At 30.4% G+C, this 21,122-nt stretch carries 16 protein-coding genes; 8 read left to right on the top strand and 8 right to left on the bottom strand.

Features of this window, described 5'->3' with window-relative positions; translation table 11 throughout:
- From ACOQOS_RS21405 to ACOQOS_RS21395, 3 genes are all read left to right on the top strand, one after another.
- Entirely contained in the window at window positions 1-1,275 is a 1,275-nt protein-coding gene (locus ACOQOS_RS21405; protein WP_046758231.1) for a sensor histidine kinase, read from the top strand.
- A gap of 180 nt (window positions 1,276-1,455) precedes the next feature.
- Window positions 1,456-2,751, top strand: coding sequence for an Omp85 family outer membrane protein (gene omp85, locus ACOQOS_RS21400; RefSeq protein ID WP_420572487.1), 1,296 nt, complete (start codon window positions 1,456-1,458; stop codon window positions 2,749-2,751).
- 100 nt (window positions 2,752-2,851) lie between these two features.
- Window positions 2,852-3,298: a PepSY-like domain-containing protein gene (locus tag ACOQOS_RS21395; RefSeq protein WP_046758229.1), complete on the top strand. Its 447-nt coding sequence runs from the start codon at window positions 2,852-2,854 to the stop codon at window positions 3,296-3,298.
- A 96-nt stretch (window positions 3,299-3,394) separates the two neighbouring features.
- Here the strand turns inward: ACOQOS_RS21395 and eptA are convergent, their stop codons facing one another.
- Window positions 3,395-4,915 (bottom strand): phosphoethanolamine--lipid A transferase EptA, encoded by a 1,521-nt coding sequence (gene eptA, locus ACOQOS_RS21390; protein ID WP_046758228.1) that lies wholly within the window; start codon window positions 4,913-4,915, stop codon window positions 3,395-3,397.
- Entirely contained in the window at window positions 4,899-5,780 is an 882-nt protein-coding gene (locus ACOQOS_RS21385) for a phosphatase PAP2 family protein (protein WP_046758227.1), read from the bottom strand. The genes eptA and ACOQOS_RS21385 overlap by 17 nt, the downstream gene beginning before the upstream one ends.
- A 226-nt stretch (window positions 5,781-6,006) precedes the next feature.
- Between ACOQOS_RS21385 and ACOQOS_RS21380 the strand changes: the two genes are divergently transcribed.
- From ACOQOS_RS21380 to ACOQOS_RS21360, 5 genes are all read left to right on the top strand, one after another.
- Window positions 6,007-6,888, top strand: coding sequence for a diacylglycerol/lipid kinase family protein (locus ACOQOS_RS21380; RefSeq protein WP_046758226.1), 882 nt, complete (start codon window positions 6,007-6,009; stop codon window positions 6,886-6,888).
- 83 nt (window positions 6,889-6,971) lie between these two features.
- Window positions 6,972-7,544, top strand: a complete 573-nt coding sequence (locus ACOQOS_RS21375; RefSeq protein ID WP_082113307.1) for a phosphatase PAP2 family protein — start codon at window positions 6,972-6,974, stop codon at window positions 7,542-7,544.
- Between the two features lie 17 nt (window positions 7,545-7,561).
- Window positions 7,562-8,134 (top strand): phosphatase PAP2 family protein, encoded by a 573-nt coding sequence (locus tag ACOQOS_RS21370; protein WP_046758225.1) that lies wholly within the window; start codon window positions 7,562-7,564, stop codon window positions 8,132-8,134.
- A gap of 90 nt (window positions 8,135-8,224) precedes the next feature.
- The gene (locus ACOQOS_RS21365) at window positions 8,225-11,041 is read left to right on the top strand and encodes a hypothetical protein (protein WP_046758224.1); all 2,817 of its coding nucleotides are present in this window, start codon (window positions 8,225-8,227) and stop codon (window positions 11,039-11,041) included.
- Between the two features lie 125 nt (window positions 11,042-11,166).
- On the top strand, window positions 11,167-11,781 hold the full coding sequence (locus tag ACOQOS_RS21360) for an HD domain-containing protein (RefSeq protein WP_046758223.1): 615 nt from the start codon (window positions 11,167-11,169) through the stop codon (window positions 11,779-11,781).
- A gap of 384 nt (window positions 11,782-12,165) precedes the next feature.
- On the opposite strand, the gene ACOQOS_RS21355 is transcribed toward ACOQOS_RS21360, so the two are convergent.
- The 6 genes from ACOQOS_RS21355 to ACOQOS_RS21330 form a co-directional block, all read right to left on the bottom strand.
- Entirely contained in the window at window positions 12,166-14,118 is a 1,953-nt protein-coding gene (locus ACOQOS_RS21355) for a heavy metal translocating P-type ATPase (protein ID WP_046758222.1), read from the bottom strand.
- Window positions 14,099-14,476, bottom strand: coding sequence for a DUF3703 domain-containing protein (locus ACOQOS_RS21350; protein ID WP_046758221.1), 378 nt, complete (start codon window positions 14,474-14,476; stop codon window positions 14,099-14,101). The genes ACOQOS_RS21355 and ACOQOS_RS21350 overlap by 20 nt, the downstream gene beginning before the upstream one ends.
- 53 nt (window positions 14,477-14,529) lie before the next feature.
- On the bottom strand, window positions 14,530-14,946 hold the full coding sequence (locus tag ACOQOS_RS21345) for a Fur family transcriptional regulator (protein WP_046758220.1): 417 nt from the start codon (window positions 14,944-14,946) through the stop codon (window positions 14,530-14,532).
- A 2-nt stretch (window positions 14,947-14,948) separates the two neighbouring features.
- Window positions 14,949-16,148 (bottom strand): efflux RND transporter periplasmic adaptor subunit, encoded by a 1,200-nt coding sequence (locus tag ACOQOS_RS21340; protein ID WP_046758219.1) that lies wholly within the window; start codon window positions 16,146-16,148, stop codon window positions 14,949-14,951.
- A 4-nt stretch (window positions 16,149-16,152) separates the two neighbouring features.
- Window positions 16,153-20,487 carry a CusA/CzcA family heavy metal efflux RND transporter gene (locus ACOQOS_RS21335; protein ID WP_046758218.1) on the bottom strand — a complete coding sequence of 1,445 codons (4,335 nt, stop codon included), beginning with the start codon at window positions 20,485-20,487 and terminating at the stop codon, window positions 16,153-16,155.
- Window positions 20,488-20,606: 119 nt separating this feature from the next.
- A complete protein-coding gene (locus tag ACOQOS_RS21330) occupies window positions 20,607-20,918 on the bottom strand; it encodes a DUF6660 family protein (RefSeq protein ID WP_046758248.1) in 312 nt (103 codons plus the stop codon).
- Between the last annotated feature and the right edge of the window lie 204 nt (window positions 20,919-21,122).

Below are 21,122 nucleotides of genomic sequence, written 5' to 3'. Positions count from 1 at the left end.
TTGGAAACACATCAAGACAAAATAAAGCTTCTAAAAAAAATTGCAAAAAGCTACATTCAGTTCGGATTAGTTCTTGCTTTATTATGTCTTATTTCCTTATACTTTATTACAAATGCTATTATTAAAGATGAGACTGATGAAGGTCTTTATTCATCTACTCATAGAATAGAGGAACTCTTAAAACAAAACAAAACAGTAACTTCTTTGAGTCCTTTATTTGAAGTTAGTGAAGTCAGTGAAATTAAACCACAATCAATTGGTTATGTAGTTCTTTATGATGCTTCTCAAAATGAAGATGAAGAATTTCGTGAGTTAAATACATTTATAAAAGTAAATAATGTTAACTATAAAATTACAGTTAGGACTCTTGTAGTAGAATCTGAAGATATATTAATCTCAATCTTGATTGCATTTGCTATCATATTTTTTGTGATGTACTTAGCTCAATACTTTTATACTAACTACATAAATAAAATAATATGGAAGCCATTTTTTGAAAATTTGGAAGCAATCAAAGCATTTTCTGTTAAGTCAAAATCAAAAATTGAATTGAAGGATTCTGATATCTTAGAGTTTGTTGAACTTAATGACAATTTAAAATCATTAACAGAAAAGGTTATTTCAGATTATGAAAACTTAAAACAATTCACTGAAAATGTCTCTCATGAAGTTCAAACTCCTTTAGCCATTATCCAAGCCAAAATTGAAAACTTGATAGACAATTCCAGTGTTTTAAGTGAAAGAGACACAATTACATTAAATGATATACAGCGAAATGTAAGACGATTATCAAAACTTAATAAAAGTCTTATTTTACTAACTAAAATTGATAATCAACAATTTTCAGAAACAGAAAGTATCAATCTTAATGAGCGTGTATCATCAATTATAGAAGCGGTTGAAGAAATAGCTAAAAGTAAAAAAATACTAATTTCTTACAAGGAGCGCGATATAGTTACACTATTAATGAATAAAACCTTGTTGGATGTTTTAATTTCAAATTTAATAGGTAATGCAATTAAATACACCGCTGAAAATGGAAAAATAGTTATTTCGATTACCGAGAATAATTTATCCATAAGTAATAGTGGAACTGAAATCTTACATGCACCTGAAAAAATATTTCAACGCTTTTACAAAGAAAACAATAACACTCAATCTTTAGGGTTAGGGTTGGCTATCGTCAAAAAAATTTGTGACTATCATAAAATGTCAATTCAATACCATTTTAAAGACAGTATGCACCAATATACATTCTCTTATAATTCACTTTAGATTTCCTTTAAATAGTCTTTAGATTCTAAAATTAATTTTGCCTCTGAATTTGTATAGTTAATTTAAGAACGTATGAAAATAATTAATAAGGTTTGGACTCTAGCTTTGATTCTAGCCTTTTCAACACACCTATGTAATTCTCAAGTTAAAGACTCGCTCTCTTTTATTAAATCCAAAAGAATGTCTGATGATGATTTGGCTAAAAAAAAGGAAGGAACTTTTTTTACTGGAATTCCAGACTTTTCTTCTGACCCAATCACTGGCTTTGGTTTTGGAGTAAGAGGTAATGTTTATTGGAATGGGACACGAGACAACGAATTGTTTGCGTACACACCTTATCTAGCGAAACTGAAAGCAAATGTGGCTTATTATACTTCAAACGCTAGAGAATTGACTTTATCTTTAGATGTACCTTATTACAAAGGTTCTCGTTGGAGATTTAAGGTAGATGTTAAAATACAGCAGAATCCTGCTAATCTCTATTTTGGACTTACAGAAGCAACCTTAAACCCTTTAAGATTGCCATCATCACAAAATGGAGAAACATTCAGCACCTATGCTGATTATGATAGAGCTAGAAAAAGATTACGTCCAGGGCAAAATGGAGAAGCAGATTTTGTAACCGATGCCTTGTCTAACCGTTTTCGTGAAACAGAATATATGCTTAATTTGAAGGCAGATTATGCTCTTGGTAATGGAAAATGGCGTATTATGGGAGGATATGAAATACAAAATTTAAAGTATAAAACTTTTGAAGGAAAGGAAGCAGACGCAATAGACCCAAATACAGGAAATACTATTCAGGCACCAAATGGTGTTTCACTATTACGGAGAGATTTTGAACAAAATAAAATATCAGGATTAGATGGTGGTTGGGTATCTATATTACAGACTGCGTTAATATATGATACTAGAGATTTTGAACCAGATCCAACAAAAGGATTTTATTTTGAAATCGCAAATGAATATTCAAGTAATATCATTGGTTCTGAATTCAATTTCAATAAATTATTCATTCAAGGTAGATATTACAAAAAGATACCGTTCGGCAAGCGTACAGTATTTGCAAGTAGATTGGGTATAGGTAATATTTTTGGCAGTAATGCTCCATTTTTTGAATTTCAAGATCAATGGAGTCCAGACGGAAGTATTAATGCGCTTGGAGGTAAACAATCGCTACGTGGTTATAGAGCCAATAGGTTTTTGGCAAGATCACTATGGTTTGCAAATTTTGAACTACGTTATAGATTTACTGAATTCTCTATAGGAAAACAGCGTTTAGCTTTTGGTGTGGCTCCCTTTTTTGATGCAGGAACCGTTAGAGACAAATGGCAAAACTTAAATTTTAGTAAAATTAAAACATCTTACGGAGCAGGTTTACGTGTAGCTTGGAATCAGTCTACCATAATTTCTTTTGATTATGGTAAATCTAAAGAGGATGGACTATTTTATATAGGCATAGGACAAGTTTTCTAATTTTACATTACTTCAAAAAACTTTTTTGATAAACTTTAGATTTCCTTTAAATAGTCTTTAGAATTTAGTAATAACTTACCTTTTATAAAATAAAGAATTTATGAAAATAAAATTACTTACAAATGTATTTATATGTTTACTATTTTTATCATGCGATGAAAAAGAAGTTAAGCAAACTAACGCCCCTAAAACAGTTCAAGAAGCTTTCTTATCAAAGTTTCCTAGTGCTACCAAAATAGAATGGGAAAAAGAAAACGATACAGAATGGGAAGCAGAATTTGAAATGAATACTACGAAATATTCAGCTAATTTTGGATTAGATGGTTCATGGAGAGAAACCGAACATGAGATAGAGGTTTCAGAAATCTCTAAAGAAATTCTGAGTAATTTAAAAGCAGAATTTCCGAACTATAACATAGACGAAATAGAAATTTCTGAAACACCTTCTGTAACATTGTATGAGTTTAGCTTAAAGAAAGGTGATGCTGAGTTAGAAGTTTCTATTAATCTTGAAGGCAAGATAGTTGGCACTATTAAAGAAGATTAATAGATAAATTTGATATTTGGTGCTTTTAAATATTAGCATCAAATATCAAAATCATCTAGTTTAGGATATAAAGTATTTAAAATTTACAAGAATCCTTTATTTTTCATAGATACTCATACTTTCCTCATAAATTGGACTTTCAACTGATAATAGGTCTAAGACAGTATGAAATATGTTGTGTTGTGAATATTCTTGATCCTCTTTTATTATTTTAGATGTATTAGATGACCATACAATAAAAGGAATGTCTAATTGTTCTGTCGGAGCTATACTTGATGGTATTCCATGCATGTAAAGATTATTTTCACCTAATGACTCTCCATGATCAGAAATGTATATCATAGATGACTCATATTTTTCTATCTTTTTCAATTGTTCAATTAAAGTCGCTAATATATAATCAGTATAAAGAATCGTATTATCATACGCATTTATAAGTTCTTGTTGAGTACAATTAGCTAATTCTACACTTTTACATACTGGACTAAATTTTTCAAACTGTTTCGGATACTTTTTGTAGTATGTTGGACCGTGACTTGTATTTGTATGTAAGACAATGAGAATTTTATTTTTCTCACTATTTTCTATCTCTTGCTGTAAATCTTTTAATAATATTTCATCGTAACCACAAATTTCACCTTCACAGTTTTGTCTTAAAAAATCTTTGTTTTGAAAACTTTTTACTTTTATTGTAGGTTCTCCCCAATTAGTAGTTTTCCATATAACATCTACACCATTCCTGTACAAGTAATTTGGTAATATTTCATAAAGTTTTCCTGTGTTCTCATGTTCTAAGATACATTTAAGACCAGCAGTTGTATATGTAGCACAAGATTGAGTTTTAAAATGGTTTACATTATCAATATTAGAAAGTAAAGGGTTTGTGTTTCTATCATATCCATATAAGGAAAAATTACTACTTCTAGCGGATTCTCCAATAACCAGTACAACAATTGATTTTGTGGAATCTTTTATAGTAGCATTTGGCAATAAAATTTGTTTTTCATTTTTCTTATTGATATGACTGTAGTATCTAAAAGTATTAACAACATAAGACCACGGCATAGTAGTAGCACCTAAAGTTTTTGAATTTTTATCAATCCAAAGCCAATTAGATGAGTTTACATACGCTAAGGTTCCAAGCAGTAGTAACGTTACAACAGAATTTAACGCAAATATTTTAATTTTAGGGATTATGATATCCGCCTTGTATATGAAGATACTTGGTATGATTCCAAGAATAATCAGATATAAAAATAAGTTGAATGACAAAAAACTTGTAGATTCTTCATAATTAGTATTGAGTATATTACCAATCATAGTCCTGTCCAAAATAACTCCATAAGTATTTATAAAATACACTGCAACGGCACTAATATTAAATAGTAATATAATTAAATACTTACCAACAACTCGCATTAAATAAATACCAATATAAAAGGCAAACGCATTTAATAATATCGAAGCAACTATTAGACTAAGAAGAAATAATACGCCATTAAAACTTCCAATATTCTTATTTGCGAAAACAAACTTGAAAAAAGGATATTGATAGAGAATTAAATTAATAAAGCTTACAAATAGCGCAAAGTAACTTAATTTAATTTTTTTTGACATATTCCTTTGTTATTGAGAAAAAAGTAAACATTAATGCTATTAAAGAAAAATAAAATATTGGAATATTATGTTTTACAGTTTTCATAAGAATCAAGTAAAACCAATACATTAAAATTAAAAAAATAATTGGATAATATTTTTTTAATTTCATCCAGTACAACCAACTGATATTTCTATTCAAATTAATACCAATAACAGCAATAATAAAACCCAAACAAGCTCCAAAGAGGACATCTCCAGGATAGTGCGCTCCAACAGCAACTCTTGAAAGACCAATAATACAAGCGATTGTAATTAAAAAAAGTGTCCAATAAATTCTATGCACCATTTTTTTTGGCATGAACGCAAACAATAAAATAGTTATAATCATAAACGCGGTCATTGCGTGTCCAGATGGTAATGAAGTATGTAAAATATTTGGTCTTCCCATAATAGTGAATGTATCCATGTCCATTACGGCTGCGGGTCTGGGAACTGCTAATATATGTTTAAGAATGGCTGATGTAATTAATGTGAGTATGGATGAAGTCAATAAAGCTTCCCAAAGTTTTGGTGCAACAAAAAGAAATATAAAAATAAATGGAAACATTACTCTTGCATCTCCTAAATATGTCACATTATATGCTAGATTTGGATACGTTGATAAGATTTCATTTAGCTCTAAAAACATATCTTTTTGTGAATCAACATAGGTGCTTACAAAAGAACCATCAAATGAAAATAAATAATAACTAAAGAATATTAGTAATAATAAAAATGGTACTATTACTAAATTCAAACTTACTTTTTTAAAATTTTGGATAACGATACTATCAGTTTTGATTTTATCTCTTATGGAGGTATCTAATGCTATACTGTTTATCATAAAATTGACTTCAGAATCAAGTTAATAAAGGGGAACATTGTAGTTGTAATGTTTAACTTTTACGCCAATTTATAGTCGAATTCTAAAGAAAACTTAAAGATTTTTTGATCATTTTTTTCTTTAGAATTAATTAAGATTTCAATAGTAATTTCGGAAGTTTTATATCAAGATTCAAAGTCATTTACAAGATGGTATCATCTGTAAAATATTCAAATATAAAATTGTATTGATAAAAATTCACTTCATAGTTAATCCAATTGCAGGATCTGGTCGCAATACTATTTCTAAAAAAATTCTCCAAGATTATTTTGAGGTAGAAATGTTTGATATTTGTATAAAATTTTCAAATTACAAAGGGCACTCAGTTGATTTAACTAAAGAATCAGTACATCAAAAAGTTGATATTATTGTAGCTTGTGGTGGTGATGGAACCATTAATGAAGTTGCTTCTGTTCTTGTAGGAACTTCTATTCTATTTGGAATAGTCCCTAAAGGATCAGGAAACGGTTTAGCGTCTCATTTAGGTATTCCGAAAAATATTAATAAAGCGTTAAACAAAATAAGAAATGGCGAAATTTCTAAAATAGATGCAGGTTGTGTAAATAAACGTTATTTTTTTAGTAATACAGGTTTTGGCTTTGACGCTAATGTCATACAAAACTATGAAGCTCTCAACAGAAGAACACTTTATTGCTATTTAAAAGCGACTGTTCAGTCTTTTCTCAAATACAATAAAAGAAAAGAAGTTATCATAAACATTGACGGTAATTACGAATTAATGAACCCTTTCCTCATTTTTATTTCTAATTCTAATCAACTAGGCTATAATTTTAGTTTAACTCCTTCTGCATCCTTGCAAGATGGACTTTTAGATATCGTTATAGTTCCCAAAATTAGTAGGCTGAAAATTCTTTTGTTTGGTTTTTATTTACTCATCAAAAAACCAAGATTATTTAAAGAAGCTAAGTATTATAGATCATCATCAATCTTTCTAGCAATGAAAAAAGGTGAGTTTTTTTCTTCCCAAATAGATGGCGAATTTTCAATAATAGAAAATAATATATTATTAATTGACATTAAGAAAAATGCACTAAATGTGATAATGTAAAATATACTTTATTGAAAAGACTTTAAATTTTCTTAAGATTTCCAATATAAATTTACAATATAACCCCCAGATTATACCCTTTAATGAAATGTAAGCTTATAAAGACTTTATTATTATGCTTTTTTTTAAGTATCTATCCTGCTGATCTTACAGCGCAAGATACCAGTGAAACAAAACCAAAAGCAGGAACAACACAAACAATTGGAGATGTAATTTTAATAAGTCTTCCATTAGCATCTGTGAGTACTTCATTCATTATAGGAGATAATAAAGGAGCTTGGCAATTCACTAAAGGATTTTTGTTGACTACAGGAATGACTTACGCCTTAAAACTTAGTATCAATAAACAACGACCAGATATGAGTAATGATAATTCATTTCCTTCTGGTCATACTTCCATAACTTTTCATAGTGCAGGATACATCCACAGACGCTATGGTTTTAAATACAGCATACCCGCGTATGCACTAGCAGGATTTACAGCAGCAAGCAGAATAGACTCAAATAAGCATGATCTATTAGATGTCATTGCAGGCTCTATTATTGGACTAGGAAGTAATTTGTTGTTTACTACTGAATATCAACAAAAACACATGGAACTCACTTTTAAGAGTGATGAAAAAGGCTTTCTCGTTGGCTTTACGTATAAATTTTAATTCACATAGTTAATTTAATGAAGAGAATATTTTTTTTATTGATAATGGTTACTACACCATTAGTTATGTTGGCACAAGATTTTGACTCTCCATCTGAAATAAGGAGAGAAACAAACCTAGAATTAGCTGGAGATTATTTACAGCACTTACCCGCTCTAACATCTTTAGTCGTTATTATTGCTGAAAAAGATAAAAAAGGATTTTGGCAATTCACAAAATCTTATGGTACGACACTTGGATTGACCTATATATTAAAATATGCAATAGACAAACCAAGACCTGATGGAAGAACTGATGGAAAAGCTTTCCCTTCTGGACATACATCTGTCGCTTTTTCAGGGGCTTCTTTTTTACAAAGACGTTATGGTTGGGGCTATGGAATTCCTGCCTATGCAGTTGCAGGATTTGTAGCATATAGTAGAATCGAAGGTATTAATGACAGGCACGATGGATGGGACATTTTAGGAGGAATAGTTGTTGGTATTGGAAGTACGTACTTATTTACAACTCCTTATCAAAGAGAACATTTCGAGTTAACTTTTAATAGCGGAGAAGGAAATTATATGCTTGGGTTTAAATATAAATTCTAATGATAAACACGGAATTAATAGTGAAATGAATAAAATTTTAAATATTAATGGATTTAAAAAATCAAGCTAGAGTAGTATATCCTTAACTAAATGAATGTAAAAAAACTTATAACTAATATTATTTTTTTCATTTCAACTGTAGGCTTCGCGCAACATAAAATAATTATGAAAGCGGAGCTTGACTCTGTTACGAATACTATCAAAATCAATCAGAAGTTAGTATATCTCAATACTTCAAAAGATACCTTATCTACTATTTTATTGCTTGATTGGGCAAATAGTTACTCCGATAAAGAAACTCCTCTAGCTGTGCGTTTTGCTGAAGATTTCAGACGTAACTTTCATTTTGCAGGATATAAAACACGTGGTTTCACTGAAATTAATTCAATTTTTAATAATACTAAAGACTCATTGACTTGGAAAAGATTTAATGATATTCAAGATATTTTAGAAATTAATTTATCTAAACCTTTACATCCTAAAGATAGTACTATTGTCAATTTATCATATTCGATAAAGCTTCCACATTATAAGTTTACGGGAAATGGATATACAAATGAAAAAAATTACAATCTAAGACATTGGTATTTAATTCCTGCTGTTTATAATTCAAAATGGGAGATATATAGTAATAAAGACTTATTTGATTTTTATGCTCCTCTGATAAACTATGAGATTGATTTAAAAATTCCAAATGGATATAATTTGGCTTCTGAAATGATGCAAGATGAACAAGTTACCAAAAATAAAAAAGAGATTTTTTTACGTGGAAATAATCTCAGAGACGTAAAATTATATATCCAAAAAATATCGAATTTTTATAATGTAAAAACAGGTGAATTTGAATTAGTAACAAACATTAATTCAGGTAAAACAAATACTTCTACAAAATATAAAGTAGCAAATAAAATTGGGGATTTTTTAAAAAATAATTTAGGAGATTTGTCTACGGATAAACTAATAATTTCAAGTATAGACCAACGTAAAAACCCTGTTTATGGTTTTAATCAGCTTCCCCAAAAACTACGACCGTTTTCTGATGAGTTTCAGTTTGAAATTTCATTACTAAAAAGTACGATTGACGCTGTTTTGAAAAAAACGTTGGTCATAAACCCAAGAACCGAAAAATGGGTGACAGATGGGATATTAGTGTATTTAATGATGAAATACATAAACGACAATTATCCTGAAATGAAACTGGGCGGAGCTTTGACAGAAGTAATAGGTTTAAGATGGTTTCATGCCGCAGATTTGTATTTTAACGATCAATATTATCTAGGATATAAAAACATGGCTAGACTTTTTATAGATCAACCATTAAAAACTCCAAGAGACTCTTTACTCAAATTTAATTATAATATTACTAATACATATAAAGCTGGACTAGGCTTAAAATATCTTGAAGATTATTTGGAAGATAAAACTATTAGCAAAAGTATTAAGCAATTTTATTCAGGAAATAAATTGAAATTGTCATCTGCTAAACAATTTCAAAAGATAATTGACACGCTAGCAAATAAAAATGTTGATTGGTTTTTTAATGAATTCATTTCTGATAATAAGAAACTAGATTTCAAATTTAAAAATGTAGAAAAAATAGGTGATTCTCTTATAATTACGATAAAAAACAAACGTGAAAATACGATGCCTGTTTCCGTATCTTTAATTAAAGATGATAAAGCAATTTACAAAATATGGATTGATGGTTTTACAGGAAAGAAAACAATAAAAATAAAAAATGACAACGCGGATAAATTAGTTATAGATTACGAAAGAAATATACCTGAGGTTGATCGATCAAATAATTACAAAAATTTAAAGGGATTACTGAATAAACCCTTACAAGTAAGATTACTCCAAGATATTGAAGATCCTAGTAAAAATCAAACTTTTTTTATGCCCATCATTGAATTTGATAATATTTATGATGGGTTAACTTTGGGCGGAAGAATATATAATAGAACACTTTTTAAAGCACCGCTTATATATAAAATTACACCTACTTACGGTTTTAAATCTAATGCTTTAATTGGTTCTGCATCGTTAGTCTTTACGCAACAGATAAAAGAGTATGGTTGGTATTCATATACGATAGGACTTTCTGGAGATAGAACAAGTTATGCTCCAAACTTATTTGCAAATAGTTTCTCTCCCTACATTGATTTCAATTATAGAAGAAAAGATTTAAGAAGTAACTTACGTCAATCAATTATATTAAGGAATGTTGCTATTTCACGAGATGAAAGTTCGGAGCTTCCGCTAGAAACACCCAATTATAGTGTTTTCAATGCTAGATACCTTTTTCGTGACTTCAATTTTTCAAATAGTTTTACGTTTCAGGGAGACTTTGAGCTTTCCAAAAACTTTAGCAAAATATCTGCAACAGTATTTTACAGAAAATTATTTCTTGACAATCGAAAAATTAGCGCAAGGTTGTATTTAGGTACTTTTTTGAATAATAAAACGCAGTCTGACAATAACTTTTTTGACTTTGCACTTGATCGACCTACAGATTATTTATTTGATTACAACTATCTTGGAAGGTCTGAGGATGAAGGTATTGTTTCGCAACAATATATAACGGCAGAGGGAGGATTCAAGTCAATACTTGACACTCGATTTGCAAACCAGTGGATAGCAACGTTAAATGGAGAAGTGAGTATTTGGAATTGGATTCACGCTTATGGAGATATAGGTTACCTAAAAAATAAAGGATTAAAGCCATATTTTGCCCATGATTCAGGTGTTAAGTTGAGTTTGGTTGAGGATTACTTCGAACTCTATTTACCAGTGAGTTCAAACAATGGTTTTGAATTATCGCAATATAAATACACTGATAAAATTCGATTTAAAGTGACCTTAAGTATATCAACACTTATTAAACTATTTACAAGACGTTGGTACTGATAAGTTATAGTAACAAAGTCTAAATTTCTGACACAAGCTAAAACGACAATTATTATTTCAAGAAAATTTACAAAAATTAAGCCTCAAATTTTTTCAAAAAGTCTGCGTTATATTAAAACTCAATTATGAATACAACCCTAATAAGTAAAGCGAAAGAATACTGTTTGGATTTACTGACAAATAGTAAATGTAAGTCATTACCATTTCATAGCTACAAACATACTTTAGAAGTTTTTGAAAATGTACAGGTTATAGGTAAATATGAAAATTTAAACGAAACTGATTTAGAAATTTTGATGTTAGCAGCTTTATTTCACGATACAGGAATGTCGATTGAATTTGATAAACATGAAAATATGAGTGCCAAATATGCGCATGATTTTTTGAGGAATTTAAACTTCTCCAACAAAAAAATAGTTGCAGTTATAAATTGTATTAAAGCTACTGTAATGCCACAGAATCCTAAAACACTTTTAGAATCTATAATCTGCGATGCTGATTTATTACATTTGGCAAGTAAAGAATACTTATTGAAAAATAAGTTGTTAAGAAGCGAGTGGAGTGTATATGCAGGACTTCGGCTTACTGATGAAGAATGGTGTCAGTTAAATATCGACTTCCTTACAAATCATAAGTATCATACCCAGTATGGAAAAAGAGTATTAGAGGAGCTAAAAAAACAAAATATTAGGTTGTTGAAAAATTTAAAAGTTAAAAGTTCTTTACAAGAAAAAAGTTAGTTCTTTAGTTCTACTTCAATCGTAGTCTTATAAAAGTTATTTTCTCATAAATATTAAACTAATCTGTTACAAAATTGGTAATATGTGGTATTGCCATTTAAAGAATAATCAAAGTTTCCAAATATTTTGTAAATGGGTGTGCTGAATTAAATTAGGTAATACGGAATTCACATAATACTCGAAATCAATGAACAGCTATCTTATTAACTTATCTAATGTCTTATAGTTGTAATCTTTAAAAGAATCATCACAATGATAATTTATTCTCAGTAAAAATATTGTGGGGATTAATTTTGAAAACCAACAAGGAACATCATTTTATAGTGTTGTAATTTATTATTCACTAGAGATAAAATTAATATCTAGGCAAATTTGATATTAAACCTATTTCCAATTCATTCGTTGTAGTCTGACTGCATTAAGTATTGCCAATAATGCTACACCAACATCTGCGAAAACTGCTTCCCACATTGTAGCTAAACCACCTGCGCCCAATATAAGTACGATTACTTTTACACCAAATGCTAATACAATATTTTGTAATACTATTTGTCTTGTGGAACGACTAATTTTTATAGCAGTAACAACCTTTGAAGGTTGATCTGTTTGAATAATTACATCTGCGGTTTCAATAGCAACATCACTTCCAAGACCGCCCATTGCTATACCAACACTACTAGCGGCTAACACAGGAGCGTCATTTATACCATCTCCAATAAAAGCTACTCTATTTTCAGAATTTTGCTTGAGCAACTCAACTTCTTCTAATTTATCTTCTGGTAATAAACCACCTTTAGCATTTTCAATATTTAATGTTTTTGCTACTTGTTGGGTAATAGAATTTTTATCACCTGAAAGCATCATAATACTTTTAACACCTACTTTGTGTAATGCCGTGATAGTCTGTTTAGCATCATCTTTCAACTCATCTGCAATAACCACATACCCCGCAAATTTTTTATTTATAGCGACCAATACAATGGATTCTACGATAGACTCAGTTTCAGCGGGAACATCAATACTGTTTGCAGTCATTAACGCCTTGTTTCCTACTAAAACTACTTTACTATTTACAACTCCTTTTAAGCCTTTCCCCGCAATTTCTGAAACTGCTTCTGCTTCAAGTATATTGTTATCTGTTTTATATTCCATAATAGCTTTAGCAATAGGATGCGTGGACTGTTCTTCCATAGCCATTAGATAGTCCATAAATTCAGATTCTTTCCAATCTATGGTTTTTATTTGTTTGATTTTGAAAACACCTTTTGTAACAGTTCCTGTTTTATCCATTACTAGAGTGTTAATTTTGGTCATAGCATCTAAATATGAAGCACCTTTAAAAAGAATCCCATTTTTTGAAGCAGCGCCTAATCCACCAAAGTACCCTAAAGGAATAGAAATAACCAATGCACAAGGGCATGATATAACTAAAAATATTAAGGCTCTATATAACCAGTCTCTAAAGATGTAATCATCTACAAAAAAGTATGGTAGTAAAGTAACTCCAATTGCTAAAAACACTACTATAGGCGTGTATATACGAGCAAACTGTCTGATGAACAATTCTGTTTTTGACTTTCGAGCTGTAGCATTCTGAACCAAATCTAATATTCTTGCTATAGAACTATCTTCAAATTTATTAGTTACTTCAACTTCAATAACATTTTCTAAATTGATACTACCTGCGTAAACTTTGGCTTTCTTTACAATAGAGCTAGGTTTACTTTCCCCAGTTAAAGCTGCTGTATTTAATGATGCTTTATCAGATAATAACATACCATCCAATGGAATTTTCTCCCCAACCCGAACTTGAATTTTTTCACCTATACTAACGTTTTCAGGAGAAATTTTTTTATAGTCACCGTTTCGATAAACATTTGCTTCTTTAGGGCGAACGTCTAACAATGCTTTAATATTTCCTTTTGCTCTATTAACTGCTGCACTTTGAAATAATTCGCCTACTGCATAAAATAGCATTACAGCAACACCTTCTGGATATTCTTCAATAATGAATGCACCGATTGTAGCAATAGACATTAAAAAGAATTCTGTAAATACGTCGCCTTTAATGATACTTCTCCAACCTTCAACTACTACAGGAAGTCCGACAGGTAGGTAAGCGATACCATACCAAATTATCCGAATCCAATCTTTGAAAAATGTTACATCAAAATAGTCGAATCCAATTCCAATAATTAGCATTGTAAAACTTACAATAGCTGGAATATAAGCTTTGAAATTATTTGTGGAACTTCCGTGATTGTGTCCATCATCGTGACTATGTTTACTTTCCATATTCGGTTTTATATCTTTTAAATTAACATTCTTTTTTCTCATTTTTATCAAATAGTTTTTGAATATCATCATCAATAGGCATACGCATTAGTGGTGGTATGTCTGCTCCACCTGTGTTACCAAGTGGCACATGATTAATAAATGATTTCCAGCCACCAACAAGCAGTCTAATAATTTGTCCAAAAACTTCTTTAGTGTTTTTTTGCATCAAACCAAATCTCAACATTAACAAATGCGAATATGTATGTTCAATAGGATATAACTGCCCTATAATATGACTCCTCTCTAAATGATACCAAGCTTTATTAAAGTCTTTATGTTTTAAACTATATCTGTAAGATTTTAATTCTGCTAAATAGGCTAATTTTAAAGGTTTTGGTATTTTCAAATTGAATTTCATATTAAATGATTTTTTACAAAAATACTTTTAAAAATAATGCAAAGGAAGTGCATTTACATACTACTACATTTATTACAAATACCTTTTACCACTAGGTTTACGTTTTCAGAAATAAAACCTTCGGGAACGTTTATTTGAGGGATTTTATGATCTGTTAAGCAGACAGTTTCGTTACAATTACTACAATAGAAATGCAAATGTAAATCGGTTTTAATATCGCAACTACATCCTACTTCACATAAAGCATATTTTATTGTGCCCGTACCATCATCAATTTGATGGACAATATCATTTTCAACAAATGTTTTAATAGTTCTGTAGAGTGTTGTTCTATCCGCTTTTACAAATGCGTTTTCCGTGTCACTCAAAGTTACTGCTACTTTTTTTTCAGCAAGAAACTTATAAATTAATAAGCGCATTGCTGTTATACGTATTTTTTTTGACTCTAATAGTTCTTCAATCGTTTTCATAATTAGTGTGAGTGTTCTGCTTCTCCTTTTTTCATTTCAGCAATTAGATAATAAGCATTGTTATAAGCGAATAGGGTGTTATTTTTAATTTCTTCTACAAAAGTAACTTCTATCCAATCTCCATCTTTTGTTCCTGTAATCACTTCAATAGGTATAAAACTCCATTTGTCATTCTTTTTTGCTACTGTAAAAGCATAAAATTTTTCTCCTTCTTTTATGATAGCATTTTCAGGTAATGCTTTCGTGTAACTTTTATCTACTTGAATTTTACCTTGAATGTACATTCCAGGAATTAAATTTCCTTTTTTGTTTTCTATTTCAGCGTGAACATGAACTGCTTTTGGATTTTCTTCAAAAGTTTTACTAACAGAATATATTTCTGCGGTAAGTTCTGTATCAGGAATTGACTGTACTGAAAAACTTACTTTTTGACCTTTTTTGATCTTAAATACATCTTTTTCAAAAACCATTAAATCCGCATGAATATGATGTGTATTTACAATATCAAACAATTCAGTTTGCGGTGCTACATATTGTCCTGTTTTTACCTCTACTTTTTGAACAAAACCTTCTATTGGACTTCGCAAGGGTACATTTTGTACAATATTTCCGTCACCAACAAAAGTAGCATTGATGTTTAATATTTTTAGTTGAGCAGCCAATCCATTAACCAATGTCATTGATGCTTTGTATTCTGCCTCTGCTTTTTGGAAATTAGCACCAGAGCCAACTCCTGCATCGTATAACTTTTTTTGTCGTTCATAGTTTTTCTTTAAAAAATTACTGTTGCTGTAGGCATTCAAATATTCAGTTTGTCGTTTTATGATATCTGGATGAGATAAATAGGCTACTACTTGCCCTTTGTTAACTTTGTCGCCTTCAATGACTTTAATAGATACAACATTAGCTCCTATTACAGCAGTAATTGCAGCTTCGTTTTGTGGTGGCACTTCTAATGTTCCGTTAGCTTCCACATAGCCACTCATATTTCGTAAAGTAAGTGTATCTATTTTCATTTTCAATGCTTCAAACTGTCTTGCGTTTAGCATTACTTCGTTTTCTTGGTGATCTTCTTCATTATCATTTTTTACTTGCTCGTGTGAATGTCCATCATTTTCAGTATGATTTTCTTTACTATCACAAGACACAATTATTAGTGTTGTAAAAATAAATATGATGTATTTATAGGATATTTTTTTCATTGTATTATTGATTAAAATATTGTAATTGGAAAGTACTTTCTAAATAATTTGCTAAAGCCGTTAGTGCTTGCTGTTCAGATTCGATGGCTTCCTTTATGAGTTGTGTAAATGCTGTATAATCAATTTCACCTTCTCTGTATGCTAACAAAGCACCTGATTTCTGACCTTTTGTTAATGGTAAAATTTTGCTCTCATAAAACTTCCAAGCTTTTTTCCATTTTAAATAATCTTCTTTAGCCTGAATAAATTTTGACTCAACTTCTTTTTTTCTAAATTTAGCATTTATTTCTGCTATCTCTGTATCAATTTTTGCTGTTTGTGTTTTGGATTTATTCGTACCTGACAAGAAAGGGATTGAAATACCAGCTTGATAACTGTAGAATCCTGAATTGCCATTGACTCTTTGTAAACCTCCTTGTATATTGAATTTAGGTAAGTTATTAGCTTTGGCAACTTTATACTTTGCATTTGCTTCTGCCACAATATTTTGTGAGATAGTATACGAAGGATGATTTTCTACTGTAAAATTTTCTACGTTAGAGAATGGTTCAATATCAAAATCTTTTGAAACTGTAAATACTTTATCCGAAGCCAACCAGAGATTTAATTCTTGTAAAGCAATTAGATAATTACTATACGCCTGTTCTTTTTTATTTTGAATTTGGAAATATTGATTTCTAGCTGCTAAATATTCTAATTTAGAAATAGCTTCTACTTCATAATTCAAAGCAACTGCTTGTTCAAATTTTGAATAAATACTATCTAATTCTTCAAATAGTAGATAATTTCTTTTCATTTGGTAACAATTAGACCATGCCTTTTTTACTTCTAATTCCAATTCAAGTTCAGATAATTGATATGCTTTTTTAGCTAACTGTATACGTTGTTGCTGTAACTTCTTTTTTGGAGCAATACCGAATATATCTATATTGGATTGTCCAATGCCAATAGTTGTATATATACCATTATCATTATTTATTTCTTCTCCTCCTGTAAAGATTCTAGTTGTTCCAAGTTCGTAAACAATTGCTTTTTGTTTTTCCTGTTTGGTTACTTCTAGTTGTCTTTGTTTTAATAAAGGATATTTATTTTTTGAAATTTCTACGGCTTCTTGCAATGTAATTTCTGTAAGTACATTGTTTTGTTGTTGAGCGTTTACCTGTGTTAAACAACTAAATAACATAACTATTACCATTGTTGGTGTAGCTAATTTTTTATTTGGTTTCAATGAGAAGGATTTATTTTCTACCCAATGATATAAAATAGGTAAAACGAATAATGTGAGTAAAGTAGAGGTCAATAGTCCGCCAATAACCACAGTAGCCAATGGACGTTGAACTTCTGCTCCCGCTGATGCAGAAATAGCCATTGGTAAGAAACCTAAAATATCTGTAAATGCTGTAAGCATAATAGGTCTAATTCTTCTTTTAGTACCTTCAATAATTCTATCTTTTAGATTGGTTACGCCTTCGTCTTTTAACTCATTAAGTCCGCTAATCATTACGAGTCCATTTAAAACAGCAACACCAAAGAGTACAATAAAGCCTACACCTGCCGATATACTAAAAGGCATATCTCTTAGCCACAACGCTACAACACCACCGATAGTAGCCATCGGAATTGCAATGTAAATCATCAATGTTTGAGGTAATGATTTTAGTGCAAAATAAATCAATATAAAAATAAGTAACAATGCAATAGGAACAACGGTAAATAAACGACTACTGGCACGCTCCAAATTTTCAAATGCGCCGCCATAACGAATAAAATAGCCTGATGGTAGTTCTAATTGCGCATCCAATTTTGATTTAATTTCAGTTACTAATGATTTCACATCGCGACCTCTAACATTTATTCCTACATAGGTTCTCCTATTAGTGTTATCTCTACTAATTTGCATTGGACCCGATTTGTATGATATGTCTGCTATTTCTCGAAGTGGTATTTGGGCTCTTGATGGAATATTGATAAAAAGATTTTGAATATCTGTAATATCTTTTCTGTTTTTGGTATTTAAGCGAACTACTAAGTCAAAACGTTTTTCTCCTTCAAAAATTACACCTGCATTACCTCCAGCAAATGCAGATTGCACAATCTTGTTGAGATCATTGATTTGAAGTCCGTATTGTGCTAATTTATTTCTATTGTAAGTAATCGTCATTTGCGGCAATCCTGTTGTGGCTTCGGCTTTCATGTCTCCAATACCCTGTGTTCCTGCTATAATTTTAGATATTTCTTGTGCCTTTTTAGAAAGTAGGTTGATATCATCGCCATAGAGTTTTATAGCAATATCTTCTCGAACACCTTCAAGCAATTCATTGAATCGCATTTCTATTGGTTGTGTAAATTCATAATTAACACCTGGAACAATTTCAATGGCATCTTTCATTTTTTCTATGAGTTGATCTTTAGAAGAAACTGTTGTCCATTGACTTTTTGGTTTTAGAATTACGAAAACATCAGCGATATCCATAGGCATTGGATCGGTGGGTATTTCAGCAACACCAATACGGCTTACAATTTTATCGACCTCAGGAAATTTTGACTTTACAATTTGTTCAATTTTAGTGGTTGTTTCAATAGTTTCACTTAAAGAACTCCCTGGTTTTAAGATAGCATGAAATGCAATATCACCTTCATCGAGTTGTGGTATAAATTCGCCACCCATTCGAGTAAACATAAAAACCGCTAGTGCAAAAAAACCAATAGCAAGACCAATAATGAGTTTCCCTTTTTTTAAGGAACTTTCCAATAATGGTTGGTATTTACGTTCTACCCAATGCACAAATTTATCTCCATACGACTTTTTATCGGATTTAGGCGCTCTCAATATCAAAGCTGACATCATTGGTACATAGGTAAGACATAAAACCATTGCACCAATCATTGCAAAAATGAAAGTTAGTGCCATTGGCTTAAACATTTTTCCTTCAATACCTTGTAACGCTAGAATTGGTAAAAAAACTATTAGAATAATTAACTGACCAAAAAATGCTGCATTCATCATTTTTTTTGAAGCCGAAGATGCTATATCATTTCTCTCTTTAGAAGACATTTTTTTCTTTTTGAGTATTTGTGAAGAAATTAAGAATACTGTCGTTTCAACAATGATAACTGCGCCGTCCACAATGATTCCAAAGTCAATAGCTCCTAAACTCATCAAGTTTGCCCAAACATCAAAAGCATTCATTAATATAAAAGCAAAAAGTAACGATAATGGTATCGTTGAAGCGACAATTAATCCACCTCTCCAATTCCCTAATAAGAATATAAGTACGAATATTACGATCAACGCACCTTCAATTAAGTTATTTGCTACCGTAGAAGTTGTCTCGCCAATTAATTTACTTCTATCTAAAAGTGGCTCTATGACAACACCTTCAGGTAGCGACTTTTGGATTTGTTCCATTCGTTTTTTAACATTGTCGATAACCTCATTGGAATTAGCACCTTTTAACATCATTACTAAACCACCAACAACTTCGCCTTCGCCATCTTGTGTTAAAGCACCATAACGAATTGCCGAGCCGTACTGAACAGTTGCAACATCACTTATTGTAATGGGAATATTGTTTATAGTTTTAATCGTAATTTTTTTAATATCCTCAAAATTACGAACCAAACCTTCCCCACGTATAAAATTGGCTTGATGATTTTTTTCAATATAAGCACCTCCTGTATTTTGATTATTGGCTTCAAGTGCTTCAAAAATGTCTATAATTGTTAATCCTATTGCTTTTAACTCATTCGGATCAACGGCTACTTCATATTGCTTTACTTTACCGCCTATAGCATTTACTTCCACCACACCATCTACCATTGCCATTTGACGTTGTACAATCCAATCTTGCATTGTACGTAGATCAGCAATAGAATATTTGTTACTGTATTCAGGTTTTACCTTTAAAGTATATTGATAAATTTCTCCTAATCCTGTTGAGATTGGTCCCATTGATGGCTCTCCAAAACCTTCGGGAATTTGTTCTTTTACTTCATTTAGTTTTTCTGAAACTAATTGACGAGGAAGATATGTTCCCATATCATCATCAAAAACTATTGTAACCACAGATAAACCAAAGCGAGAGATTGAACGTATTTCTTCCACATTTGGAAGATTACTCATTGCGATCTCTACAGGATAGGTAATTATTTGCTCAATATCTTCAGTTCCTAAATTCGGAGATTGGGTAATTACTTGTACTTGATTATTAGTAATGTCAGGAACAGCATCTATAGGTACTTTAGTCATACTCCAAATTCCTGCTCCAATAATGGTAAGGGTTAACAAACCAATAATAAACTTGTTATTGATTGAAAAATCAATGATTTTATTTATCATAGAAAATATATTAATTTAGTTAAAACAGTCCGAATTACAACGGATTATAGTTGTAATACGAAATGATGAAAATTCCTTTTTTGCTTAAAAAAGGGTGTAGTTATCCTGTAAAAACTAAATTATACTTGTGGAGGTTGTAAGATAGTTGGATTGAAGTTTTTAATTAATCCAGCCGAATAATAAAAGATTTTTGCAGAAATATCTATTGTTGCTAAAGTAAAGTCAACAATTTTAAATTGCATAACATTGATGTGACAACAATTACAATGACAAAACGGTGAGCACAAATCAGAATCTTGATGCCCATAATCGTCATTAACATCATAGGTAATTTCTGTTTTGATTTCGTTTTCTTCATTACTACTATCTCCACATGGGAAAAAGTTTAGTGAAAAGATATATATTGATAATATTGCAGCTAAAAATTTCATTTGGTCAAATATATGAATTATTTGTTGCAATTGCTGTGCAAAAATTATTTGTCGATCTTTATGACTCACTAATTTATATTAAACTTATTTTATAGCAATTTTAAGCGGTTTTAATATAAGAAAATAAGACTATTCTCGTACCTAAATAATTTATAGTCGAAAGAATTTTTCATGAAATTTAAGTTAAATAATGACTAATAAGTG

The sequence above is a fragment of the Kordia sp. genome, assembly GCF_965224175.1.
In the GTDB taxonomy this organism is placed as follows: domain Bacteria; phylum Bacteroidota; class Bacteroidia; order Flavobacteriales; family Flavobacteriaceae; genus Kordia.
The sequence above is the reverse complement of the archived record's forward strand: the minus strand, read 5'-3'. Positions and strand labels throughout refer to the sequence as shown.

What these genes read in the sequence shown, in the direction of transcription:
- ACOQOS_RS21340 (WP_046758219.1), bottom strand. Translation starts at nt 16,148, where the DNA reads ATGAAAAAAATATCCTATAAATACATCATATTTATTTTTACAACACTA.
- ACOQOS_RS21350 (WP_046758221.1), bottom strand. Translation starts at nt 14,476, where the DNA reads ATGAAATTCAATTTGAAAATACCAAAACCTTTAAAATTAGCCTATTTA.
- ACOQOS_RS21375 (WP_082113307.1), top strand. Translation starts at nt 6,972, where the DNA reads ATGAAATGTAAGCTTATAAAGACTTTATTATTATGCTTTTTTTTAAGT.
- omp85 (WP_420572487.1), top strand. Translation starts at nt 1,456, where the DNA reads ATGTCTGATGATGATTTGGCTAAAAAAAAGGAAGGAACTTTTTTTACT.
- ACOQOS_RS21330 (WP_046758248.1), bottom strand. Translation starts at nt 20,918, where the DNA reads ATGAAATTTTTAGCTGCAATATTATCAATATATATCTTTTCACTAAAC.
- ACOQOS_RS21355 (WP_046758222.1), bottom strand. Translation starts at nt 14,118, where the DNA reads ATGAGAAAAAAGAATGTTAATTTAAAAGATATAAAACCGAATATGGAA.
- ACOQOS_RS21395 (WP_046758229.1), top strand. Translation starts at nt 2,852, where the DNA reads ATGAAAATAAAATTACTTACAAATGTATTTATATGTTTACTATTTTTA.
- ACOQOS_RS21370 (WP_046758225.1), top strand. Translation starts at nt 7,562, where the DNA reads ATGAAGAGAATATTTTTTTTATTGATAATGGTTACTACACCATTAGTT.
- ACOQOS_RS21385 (WP_046758227.1), bottom strand. Translation starts at nt 5,780, where the DNA reads ATGATAAACAGTATAGCATTAGATACCTCCATAAGAGATAAAATCAAA.
- ACOQOS_RS21345 (WP_046758220.1), bottom strand. Translation starts at nt 14,946, where the DNA reads ATGAAAACGATTGAAGAACTATTAGAGTCAAAAAAAATACGTATAACA.
- eptA (WP_046758228.1), bottom strand. Translation starts at nt 4,915, where the DNA reads ATGTCAAAAAAAATTAAATTAAGTTACTTTGCGCTATTTGTAAGCTTT.
- ACOQOS_RS21335 (WP_046758218.1), bottom strand. Translation starts at nt 20,487, where the DNA reads ATGATAAATAAAATCATTGATTTTTCAATCAATAACAAGTTTATTATT.
- ACOQOS_RS21360 (WP_046758223.1), top strand. Translation starts at nt 11,167, where the DNA reads ATGAATACAACCCTAATAAGTAAAGCGAAAGAATACTGTTTGGATTTA.
- ACOQOS_RS21365 (WP_046758224.1), top strand. Translation starts at nt 8,225, where the DNA reads ATGAATGTAAAAAAACTTATAACTAATATTATTTTTTTCATTTCAACT.